The organism is Caballeronia sp. AZ1_KS37 (genome assembly GCF_023631165.1).
Lineage (GTDB): Bacteria > Pseudomonadota > Gammaproteobacteria > Burkholderiales > Burkholderiaceae > Caballeronia > Caballeronia zhejiangensis.
In genome coordinates this window covers 192890-203745 of record NZ_JALQDP010000034.1, presented here as the reverse complement: position 1 = coordinate 203745, position 10856 = coordinate 192890, and the positions used below count along the sequence as shown (strand labels likewise).

The 10856-nt window shown below is 60.3% G+C and carries 9 protein-coding genes; 4 read left to right on the top strand and 5 right to left on the bottom strand.

The annotated features are described in order from the left end of the window. Positions 1–21: 21 nt before the first annotated feature. On the bottom strand, positions 22–933 hold the full coding sequence (locus NCS00_RS21530; protein WP_033536196.1) for a response regulator: 912 nt from the start codon (positions 931–933) through the stop codon (positions 22–24). A 407-nt stretch (positions 934–1340) separates the two neighbouring features. Here NCS00_RS21530 and NCS00_RS21525 point away from each other — a divergent pair, with 407 nt between their 5' ends. Next, complete coding sequence (locus tag NCS00_RS21525; protein ID WP_250440941.1) at positions 1341–2714, top strand: sigma-54 dependent transcriptional regulator; 1374 nt, start codon at positions 1341–1343, stop codon at positions 2712–2714. Positions 2715–3071: 357 nt separating this feature from the next. Then, entirely contained in the window at positions 3072–4379 is a 1308-nt protein-coding gene (locus tag NCS00_RS21520) for an MATE family efflux transporter (protein ID WP_250440940.1), read from the top strand. Here the strand turns inward: NCS00_RS21520 and NCS00_RS21515 are convergent. The 4 genes from NCS00_RS21515 to NCS00_RS21500 form a co-directional block, all read right to left on the bottom strand. Beyond that, a complete protein-coding gene (locus tag NCS00_RS21515; protein ID WP_250440939.1) occupies positions 4364–5068 on the bottom strand; it encodes a class I SAM-dependent methyltransferase in 705 nt (234 codons plus the stop codon). The genes NCS00_RS21520 and NCS00_RS21515 overlap by 16 nt on opposite strands. A gap of 14 nt (positions 5069–5082) precedes the next feature. Next, entirely contained in the window at positions 5083–6279 is a 1197-nt protein-coding gene (locus NCS00_RS21510) for an acyltransferase family protein (RefSeq protein ID WP_250440938.1), read from the bottom strand. 142 nt (positions 6280–6421) lie between these two features. Then, on the bottom strand, positions 6422–7594 hold the full coding sequence (locus tag NCS00_RS21505) for an alpha/beta hydrolase (RefSeq protein WP_250440937.1): 1173 nt from the start codon (positions 7592–7594) through the stop codon (positions 6422–6424). A gap of 29 nt (positions 7595–7623) precedes the next feature. Then, complete coding sequence (locus NCS00_RS21500) at positions 7624–8505, bottom strand: LysR family transcriptional regulator (protein WP_008347970.1); 882 nt, start codon at positions 8503–8505, stop codon at positions 7624–7626. Positions 8506–8631: 126 nt separating this feature from the next. Here NCS00_RS21500 and NCS00_RS21495 point away from each other — a divergent pair, with 126 nt between their 5' ends. Continuing rightward, positions 8632–9915 carry an MFS transporter gene (locus tag NCS00_RS21495; protein ID WP_008347969.1) on the top strand — a complete coding sequence of 428 codons (1284 nt, stop codon included), beginning with the start codon at positions 8632–8634 and terminating at the stop codon, positions 9913–9915. 7 nt (positions 9916–9922) lie between these two features. Next, the gene (locus NCS00_RS21490) at positions 9923–10792 is read left to right on the top strand and encodes an amidohydrolase family protein (protein ID WP_250440936.1); all 870 of its coding nucleotides are present in this window, start codon (positions 9923–9925) and stop codon (positions 10790–10792) included. The last annotated feature ends 64 nt before the right edge of the window (positions 10793–10856 follow it).

Sequence of the window (10856 nt, the reverse complement as noted above, 5' to 3'; positions counted from 1 at the left end):
GCCGAACGAGAACGCTAGACGTTAGCGGCCATTTGCATCGCGAACATACACCGGAAACGGATGGACGTTCGCGCCGCATGCCGAGTCCAGCATCGCGCGCAATTCTTCCCGCGCCTTGCGCGCAGAAGCCAGCGCGCCCTGCACGCGCGCCTGCAACACGGCGGACCTGGCCGGCTTTGCAATGACATCCGCCGCGCCCGCATCGAGCGTGCATTGCTCCGTTTCGACATCGCGCGCATCGGCCAGCACGACGATCGGTACGTGGGCCAGTTCCGACAACAATGCGCGCACCGCCGCGCAAGGGTTATCGCAACAACGCGCATCCAGCACGATCGCATCCGGCTCCTTGCTTTGCGCAAGACCTAGCGCGGCATTGCAATCCTTCGCGAGATCGAGTGCGCCGATGCCTTCGAGCGCATGCCGATGCGCCTCGATCGTGTCGTCCCCGAGGATGCCGAGCACGCGCACGCCCGTAGGTTTCGACGCCGCCGCTTTACCCTGCTCGTGCCGACGCGCCTGCGCCTCCATCACGCGATGCCGCAGACGAAGCTGTGCCCGCACACGTGCCTGCAGGCGCGGCGCGACCAGCGGTTTGATGACGTAATCCGCCGCGCCGATGTTGAAGGCGTCGACTTCGAGCGCGGGCGCGTCGTGACTGGTGACGAATATCACCGGCACGCGCGCGAGCTTCGCATCGCGCTTGAGGATTTCGCAGACATCGAAGCCCGTCATGTTGGGCAGATTGGCGTCGAGAAGGATCAGATCCGGCGTCGACTCGCGCGCCAGCGCGAGTGCCGCTTCGCCAGTGGTGGCAAAGCGCTGGTTGGGGAACTCCGCGAGCATGTCCCCAATGATGCGAATCATCGCCGGGTCGTCGTCGACGAGAAGCAAACGCGGCTGGTACGTTGAGGTGGAGTTCTCTGCTTTATCCATATTCGAACGGTCATTCATCAGACGAGATGCACCTTTATGAACTCTACGTCCGCAATGCGTGCGCCGCAAATTGATATGCGTGGAGGTATTAATTATCTGATATTTCAGTGCTCGCAGATTTCTGTTCCGCAAATACTTTCGTGCATGGACATATTCATAAGTGAATAAGTAACTTGTTGCGAGCGCTCCGTGCGCGCCCGTCCGTGTCATTTAGGGCACGGCCGGATAAAGCACGTTCGTTCCGCAGGTTTTCGCACGGGCGTCCCGCAAAAAATGCTATGACGTTTTTAATCGAATCCGCCGATCAATGTAAACATTCAAAAACGGCTTATCGTTTGCGAGGCTTTTTACATTGCGACCTCAGGGCGCATACTTGCCGCAATATCTATAAAAGCCGGGAAAAAGCCATGTACGGGGAAGCCAGAACGCTCTACTTCGTGGGCCGCGCATTATCGGACGATGTCTCCGAGCGTTTGTGCGCTCGTGGCTGGACCGTCGAGCGCATCGACCCGGCCAAGCCGCCCAAGTCCGCCAAACACGGCAAACGCGCAGCGGCGGGTATCGTCGATCTCACCAGTCGCGGTTTTGCACAGGACGCGGCCGCGCTCACCGCGATGCTCGCAAGTTATCAGATCGGCTGGGTCGCGACGGTCGACGCCGAGCATGTCGATAACCCCGATATCTGCCGCCTCATTCGCGATTTTTGTTTCGACTATGTGACCGTGCCGTCCACCGCCGATCGAATCGTCGATGCAGTGGGACACGCATACGGCATGGTTTCGCTGCACGATGCCGCGAGCAACGATCCGCGCAAGGACGAATGCAAGGAAGGCAGCATGGTCGGTTCCTGCGATGCAATGCAGGCGCTTTATCGCTCGATTCGAAAAGTCGCGATGACCGATGCGCCCGTCTTCATCTCCGGCGAATCGGGCACGGGCAAGGAACTCACCGCTGTTGCGATTCACGAGCGATCCGTGCGGCGCGAGCGGCCTTTCGTCGCGATCAACTGCGGCGCGATTCCCGCGCATCTGTTGCAGTCGGAACTCTTCGGTTATGAGCGCGGCGCATTTACCGGCGCCAATCAGCGCAAGATCGGTCGCGTTGAAGCGGCCGACGGCGGCACGCTCTTTCTCGATGAAATCGGCGATCTGCCGCTCGAAAGTCAGACGAGTCTGCTGCGCTTTCTTCAAGAGCGCAAGATCGAGCGTCTCGGCGGACAAGGTTCGACGGACGTCGATGTACGCATCATTTCGGCGACGCACGTCGACATGCAGACGGCCATGCTCGAAGGACGCTTCCGCGCGGACTTGTACCATCGCCTGTGCGTATTGCAGATCGACGAGCCGCCGCTGCGCGTGCGCGGCAAGGATATCGAACTGCTTGCGAATCACATGCTCGATCGCTTCAGAAAGGACGCGAGCCGGCGGCTTCGCGGCTTCGCGCCGTGCGCGATTGCAGCGCTGCATAACTATGGCTGGCCCGGCAATGTGCGCGAGTTGATCAATCGCGTGCGTCGCGCAATCGTCATGTCGGAAGGAAGGCAGATTCTCGCCAGCGATCTCGAACTGGGCGAATATGCGGAAGCCGCGCCGATGACGCTCGCACAAGCGCGCGAAGCAGCCGAGCGACAGGCTATCGACGTGGCGTTGTTGCGTCATCGCGGACGTCTCGGCGAAGCGGCGGACGAACTGGGCATCTCCCGCGTCACGCTGTATCGCATGTTGACTGCCTATGGCTTGCGCGCCAAGGCCGACAGGCCGCTGGAGGCATCAGGCGGCTGACCGGTGCGCGAATCATGATTCGCTCAAAAGGGCAATAAGGAACCTTCATTCGCCTTCGCCGCTCCAATCACGGCGTCATGAAAGCGTGAAGCGGCATTCACACCGCATTCGTACCTCACGCACGTCGCAGTTCCTCTCGTAGCGCTCCCGCGCTACGCAGTCTCGTTTCAATCATTTGCGGCCCGCCTGCGTATCTTCGGCGCGCTCATTCTGCGCTAATGCGCCATGCCATAACATTCATTCGCACGCATGATGCGTCGCGAATTCTTATGGGCGTGCCTAGCGAGTAACGTCTGGTTGTCAGTCATGGCTTTCTATAACAACGCTTCTCTCATTCGTCAATTTTCGAACTATGCAGTGCCCACCGTGCTGGCTGCATGGGTGTACTGCATGCACTCGGTCATCAGCGGCATCTTCATCGGACGCCATGTCGGCCCAGATGCGCTTGCCGCGTTGAATCTGCTCGTTCCGTTGCTCTATCTGCCTTACGCATTCAGCGTGATGATCGGCGTCGGCGGATCGACGCTCGTCGCGAGATTGCTCGGCGAGCAGCGCGAACGCGATGCCGCCGAAGCATTCACACAGGCGCTCTGGCTGCTCGGTCTATGCGGCGTGACATTCGCGATGGCGATCCATTTTTATGCCGATACCTTCGTGCAATGGACGGGCGCGCGCGGCGAGCTTGCGCTGCTCGCGAAAGACTTCCTGCACGCCTATGCGCCTTTCGTTCTGTTTCCGACCGCATGTTATGCGCTCGAACTGTTCTTGCGAATCGAAGGCGCGGCGAAGTTCGGTCTCGTCTGCCTGATCGCGGGCGGCATCGCCGATGTCGCCTTGACATGGTGGATGGTGAGCCACATGCAATGGGGCATGCGTGGCGCGGCGCTCGCATCGGGCATCAGCCAGGCGCTCGCCTGCATGCCGATGCTCGCCTACCACTTCGTCAAGGCCCGGCACGTTCGGCCTGTTGCCCATGCTTTCACGCGGCTCGATCACGCATGGCGCATGGCTTATAACGGGGCATCGGAGTTTCTCGGCGAGATCGCGCCAAGCGTCACGCTCTTCGCGTTCAATCACGCTGTATTGCGCTGGCTCGGCGACACCGGCCTCGTTGCGTTCGCAGTCGTGGAATACATGACGATGATCGCGTCGGTCACGATGGTCGCGCTCGTACAGAGCATGCAGCCTATCGTGAGCTTTCAGCGCGGCGCGGGCAACGCGCATGCCGTGTCGCGCGCGTTTTCGATCGGCGTCATCGTTACGGCAGGCTTCGCACTCGCCGCCGCTTTCGCCATCCTCGCGCTCGCGCAACCGCTCGGGGCGCTCTTCGTGCCCGACAGTCCTGCGGCACAAGCGCTTCTGCGCGACGCATTGCCGTGGTGCGCGCTCGCGTTCCTGCCTGCCGCGATCAACGTAGCGATCAGCGGCTATCTGACGGCCATCGAAGCGCCGCTCGCGTCGATGATCGTCGCCCTGTTGCGAAGCTGGCTGCTGCTCTTGTCGATGCTCTGGCTTCTGACCGAATGGTTCGGGCCGCGCGGCATCTGGATGACCGTCGCCATCACCGAGCTTGCGACGCTGGCTCTGAGCATCGTGCTGTATCGCACGCGCGGAAGGCGGTTCGAATTGCCCGCGCCAGCGACGACGAATCAGGCGCTTTTGTAGGCAACGAGTCCGACCCACTCGCGGCCATCGAGAGGGAAGTATTCCGGATTCACGCCGCGAGGACACGGCGTGAATTCCACGCACTCGATGCGAAAACCCGCGAGCATGAATTCGCGGGCGAGTATCGTCGGGTCCATGAGGTTGACTGTCGCGGGCAATAGCTTTGGCGCGAGTGCATAGCGATCCGAATCCTCCGTCAATCCTGGCCATGCATTGCCCGATACGATCGCCCGCTCGTAGTCGGAAATCATCTTCGCCATAAAACGATGATACGGCGTGAAGCACAGCACGAATGCCTTGCCGTTGGGTTTGAGCCAATCGAATAGCCGGGCGACGCCCGTGCGGAAATCATCGGGCGCGAGGAAATGGAGTACGTGAGACGCGAGAATCACGTCGAGAGAAGAGGCTTCGAGTTCGTAGTGCGGGAACGCGCCTTCCAGCAAGACGAGATTACTGACGTACGCGGCTGGTGCAGCCTGCCGGATTTGCTCCAGTTGCGCCCGGGAAATGTCGTTCGCGATCACGCGCGTGCGTTTGCTTAACGCAGGCAGGGACGCGGTTCCATAACCTGCGCCGATATCCAGCAATACCCCACCTCGCTTGCGAGCGAATCGAATGAACGCGCGCGTGTACTTTGACAGCGGGAAAGCCGAGCCATGCCGGCTTTCCGTCAGGCGTTCTGCGCTCATGCTTATCCTCGCAATCAGGCGTCGCGCGTCAGATGAAAGCGTCGATCGACCGATGCGAGCAGGCGTCTCGACAAGCGTGTAGCACGCCCTTGAATCAGCCGGTCCGACACACGCGACAATGCATAAGAGACGACGAGCACCGCGATCAGCGTCGCGCCGAACAACGCGAGCGACGTCTCTCCATTCTTCTGTCCGAATGAGCGATCGAAGAAATGAAACGTCACGTAGACGCAGATGAAGTGCCAGAGATAAATACCATAACTTTCGCGGCCGAGCGCGGCGGCGGCGCGTCGAACGAGTGTGACGCGCGGCACGGCATGCTTGTTATCGCGATGCTTGCGGGCATGACGTGAACACACGAAGAGCAGAAAGGCCACGGCGCTGCATGCCGCGAATACGGGGGCGAGCGCATGCGCCTTGTCGAGCCACACGCCGAGCGCTGCGGTCATGAGCGCAAAAGCCAGCGCCAGTGAAAAATACAGTAAAGACACGCGCGCCGTCACGTCGGACACGCCGAGAAGATGCGAGCGAAATGCATACCACGCCCACATGCCGACGATGAAGCACGGACCCTGCACGGGCGGCCAGAAATAGCTGAACGTGTTATTGGCGACATTGCAATCGAGCGTGCCGTTGCAATCGGCCATCGACATCACGGCATACGAGAGGCCGAGCAACAACACCGTAGCCAGCAAGAGGCGCGCGCGATTCATCGCGAGAAAAAATAGAAGTGGCGCAATCAGGTAGAACAGCATCTCCACGCCGATCGACCATCCGCCTGGCACGACGTTATTGATCGCTGTCGGCGAAAGCGCATGCAGAAAGACCAGGTTGAGCAGCACGTCCATCGGCCCATGTGCGCCGAGAATCCATGCGCGTTCGATGCCCGAGCGCGTCGCGCCATAGCTGATGAGTCCATAGACCGCGATCGCTGCGTAGTACATCGGCGCTATGCGAAAGAAACGCTTGATATAGAAGCGCAACGTGACATGACGCGCATCCGCGCAGCGCGCGTGATCCACTTCGAGCGTCATGAAGATCGTGATCGCGCTGATCACGAAGAACAACTGCACGCCGTATTGGCCCATGCGCGCAATGAGCGTGACGGTGCCCGGCAGATTGGGAAACTGAAACGACAGGTGTACTGCGACTACCCCGACGATCGCGAGCGCCCGGCCAGCGTCGAGCGCGGCAACACGTCCTTTATCCATCGATACTCTCCTCGCGGTTCATGCCGACCTACAAAAAAGGCCGCGAGGCTCGTGGACAGCCGCGATTTCAATGAAGTTCCGCCGGACAACTCATTCAGATGAGACTCTTACAACAAGAAACTTCATACACGTATGGATACATCTATGGCGCATTCTGACGGAGAAACCGCAGTATGCGGCTGACGACCGTGCTCGGCTGCTCCTGCTGCACCCAATGCCCTGCGCCTTCGATCAGATGCGTCGCGCGAAAATCGGTGCAGGCCAGCACGCGCATCGCTTCGAAATCGCCCGGCCGCTGGTAATAGCCCCAGTCGCTCGCGCCTGCGATAAAGCATGACGGCACGTCGATAGTGCGCCCCGACCACATCCGCAGTGCAGCAGCAAGACTCGGATCGGTGCCGCACCGATACCAGTTCAGTCCACCCTGAAATCCCGTGCGCGCGTATTCGCTCGCATAGACGTTCAAATCGCGGTCGGACAGCCAGGCACATCCGGCGATTTGATCGGCGTCGGGCGAATGTTCGGCGACGGTTTGCGGCATCGTCGCATCCGCGTTCATTACGTAGTACGTGGGCAGCAAAGCCAGTTGATCGGCAGAAACGGATGCGAGCGGATGCGGATCATTGTCCGGCCAGTCCGCGCTCTTCATGTGGTAATACGCGCGCAAGAACGCGGCGAGTCCTTGCGGCGGGTGCCACATGTCGTCATTCGCCTGCGCGCCCGAGTAATACCATTGATAGTGCTTGCGCGGCGGATCGAGCGACGCGAGCCCGGCGACCGCTTCGGCCATGATCGATTGCGCCGTCTCGACGCGCGCGAGCCTTGCATCGTCGTTCGCGGTATTGAAGGCGAATGCGGGCGGCCCCGCAAAAGGCGCGCTCATCATCACGACCGATGCGAATACATCGGGACGAATCAATGCACACCACGCGGCAACGGGCGAGCCGAAATCGTGACCGATAACCGATGCGACTCTACGATAACCCAGCGCCGACACGAGACCCAGTACATCGCGGACCAGATTCGGAAATGTGAACTCGTCGAGATCGGTATCGAATGAAGCAATACCGCCGATAGTGCGCCCATAACCGCGCTGATCCGGCGCGACGACATGAAAGCCCGCATCGGCAAGCGGTTTCATGATCTTGCGCCAGCTATAAGCGAGTTCGGGAAAGCCGTGAAGGAGCACGATGCAAGGCCGACCGGGGATATCGAATCCGGCTTCGAGCACATGCATCGAAAGGCCATTGCCATTGTCGATCATGCGCGCGCGAATGCCGTCCGGTAGCGGCAGATCGTTCGATGTTTCATTCATGCGTGTCTCCTTGCGATGCGATCATGCGCTCAAGCTTCGAGCAAGGCCGCGAAGCGATCCGCGAGCGTCGGGCGGGAACGCATCGGCCATATTGCGCTGAGTTCGAATGGTGGCAGGTTATCGCCGTCGCGCACGTCGCAGAAGCGCACGCCGGCGAACTGCAACGCAGTCACGGATTGCGGCAGGAGCGATGCGCCGCATCCGGCCGCGACGCAAGCCAATACCGTCAGAGAACGATTCGCGTCCTGCACGACGTTGGCTTCGCAACCCGCTTTACGAAAAGCACTGAGGATGCCCGCGCGAACTACCGGCAATTGATCGCTCGGAAACCATACGAGGCCTGCATCGGATAACTCCTTCAAACCGACTTTTCCATCGTCGCCAATAACAAAAGACATCGGCAGTACCGCGAGCAAGCGCTCTCTCACGATCAACTTTTCGCGCATGCGCCCGCCCACGGCAACAGGCGTATGCAGCAAGCCGATATCGATCGTGCCTTTCTCCAACGCGCTTGCCTGCTCCGCATTGCTCATTTCTCTCAGCATGAGTTCGACGTTGGGCACCTCTTCGCGCAGCGCCGCAATCGCGCGAGGCAACAGGCTGAAAAGTGCCGCCGATGCAAAGCCTATCGTCAGACGCCCGCCGCGCTGCGCACCGATTTCACGCGCACGATGCGATGCCGCGTCAATGCGCGCCACGCTCAATCGAATGTCTTCGACGATTGCGTCGCCCGCCGGAGTCAATTGCGCGCCACGTCGCGTGCGCTCGAAAAGCTTCACGCCAAGATCGCGCTCCATGCGCGAAAGCGCCTGACTCAACGCGGGTTGCGCAATATCGAGTACCTCGGCCGCGCGCGTGACGCTGCCTGCATCGACTACCGCGAGAAAGTATTTGAGGTTGCGCGTCTCCATCTTGCGAGCATATCAAAATGCTATGAAAGATGAACGTATCCATAGTATGCGCGGCCGCGATTCGTTTTTAGAATTCAGTGGCATATTGAACAAGAGCCGGCCAGAGGCCAGCACAGGAGACGCGAGATGAATTGGTACCGTGAAATTTCCACGGCGGAAAGACGCACGCTATGGGGATGCTTTGCAGGCTGGGCGCTCGACGGCGTCGATACGCAGTTATTCAGTCTCGTCATTCCGACACTCATCGCGACATGGGGCATCGGAAAAGGACAAGCCGGTCTGATCGGCGGCGCGACGCTCGTCGCGGGCGCATTGGGCGGACTCTTCGCGGGCGTGCTTTCCGATCGAATCGGACGCGTCAAGGCCTTGCAAGTCACGGTTCTCTGGTTTTCGCTTTTCACGTTTCTCAGCGCCTTTGCGCAGAATTTCGAACAGTTGCTCGTGCTCAAGTCGCTTCAGGGACTCGGCTTCGGCGGCGAATGGACGGCGGGCGCAGTATTGTTGAGCGAAACGATTCGCGCGAAACATCGCGGCAAAGCTATGGGCATCGTGCAAAGCGCATGGGGCTTTGGCTGGGCCGGTGCGGTTCTGCTCTATGCAATCGTATTTTCATGGGTATCACCCGACTGGGCCTGGCGCGTGCTGTTCGCCGTCGGCCTCATTCCGGCTGTGCTCGTCATTTATATGCGCCGCAATATCGAAGAGCCGCCGCGTGAATCGAAACCTGCCGAAAAGGAACATGCACAACGTCAGAGCGCTCTCGCCATTCTCGCTGGAATCTTTCATCCTTCTGTGCTGCGCACGACGATCGTCGGCGGATTGATCGGCCTCGGCGCGCACGGCGGCTATCACGCCATTACCACATGGCTGCCCACCTACCTGAAAACCGAGCGGCATTTGTCGGTGCTCGGCACGGGCGGCTATCTGGCTGTCGTGATTACGGCATTCATCATCGGATGCTTTGTCAGTGCATGGCTGCAAGACAAGATCGGTCGCAGGAAGAACGTGATTCTCTTCGCTGTCTGTTGCGCGGTCACGGTCAACGTCTATGTGTTCCTGCCCATCGGCGATATTGCCATGCTCGTATTGAGCTTCCCGCTCGGTCTGTTCTCCGCGGGCATTCCCGCAACGCTCGGCGCGCTCTTCAACGAGCTCTATCCGCAAGGCGTGCGCGGTACGGGCGTCGGCTTCTGCTACAACTTCGGACGCGTCGTGTCGGCGGCGTTTCCGGTGCTCGTCGGCCACATGGGCAATTCGATGCCGATCGGACAGGCAATCGGCATCGACGCGGGCGCGGCCTATGGACTCGTCGTCGTGGCCGCGTTGCTCTTGCCTGAAACGAAAGGCCGTCGCATTGCTGTTGTGCCTGGTCAAGCTGCGTCGAACGAGCGTTCGCCCAAGCATGTCTGAACTTTCCATGACGCGTTCACTTCATTCCACGCTCGGCGATGAGCAATGGCTCGAATCGAAGCCTGCCGCCATCGAAGCGATCGACAGTCACGCGCATGTCTTCGTGCGCGGCCTGCCGCTGGCACCGCATCGTCGACACGCACCCGACTACGACGCAACGCTCGATGCCTATGCGGAACACTTGCGCACCAACGGCGTCTCTCATGCGGTGCTCGTGCAACCGAGTTTTCTCGGCACCGACAATTCGTTTTTTCTCGATGTGCTGCAGCGCTATCCGCAACGCTTTCGCGGTGTGGCCGTTATCGATCCTTCGATCAGCGACGCGGAGTTGTATCGCCTCGCGGCACTCGGCGTCGTCGGCATGCGGCTCAATCTGATCGGGCTTGCGTTGCCCGATCTGCGTGAAGCGCGTTGGCGAGCGTTATTCGAGCGCGTCAACGCGCTCGGCTGGCACGTCGAGATTCATCGCGATGCCGTGGACTTGCCGATGCTTATCGCGCCATTGCTCGAACAAGCCTGCACAATCGTGATCGATCATTTCGGCCGTCCCGATCCGGCATTTGGCGCCGACGATCCGGGCTTTCGCTATCTGCTGACGACGGCGCAATGCGGCCGCGTGTGGGTCAAGCTATCGGCGGCTTACCGCAGCGTGGAAGGCGAAACCGGCACGTCGCTCGGTCAGACGCTCACGTCCGCCTTGCTCGATTCATTCGGCGCAGCGCGGCTCGTGTGGGGCAGCGACTGGCCGCACACGCAACATCAAAGCCTGATGGACTACGGCGCATCGCGCGAAGCGCTCGACCGCTGGATTCCCGACGCATCGCTGCGTACCATCGTGTTGCGCGATTCGGCGCGTGCGCTGTTCCGCTTCGAATGACGTTCGTGCGAGCGCCGAAGCGCATCGCGCGTTAGCATTGCAGACGCTGGCGCATGCATCGACG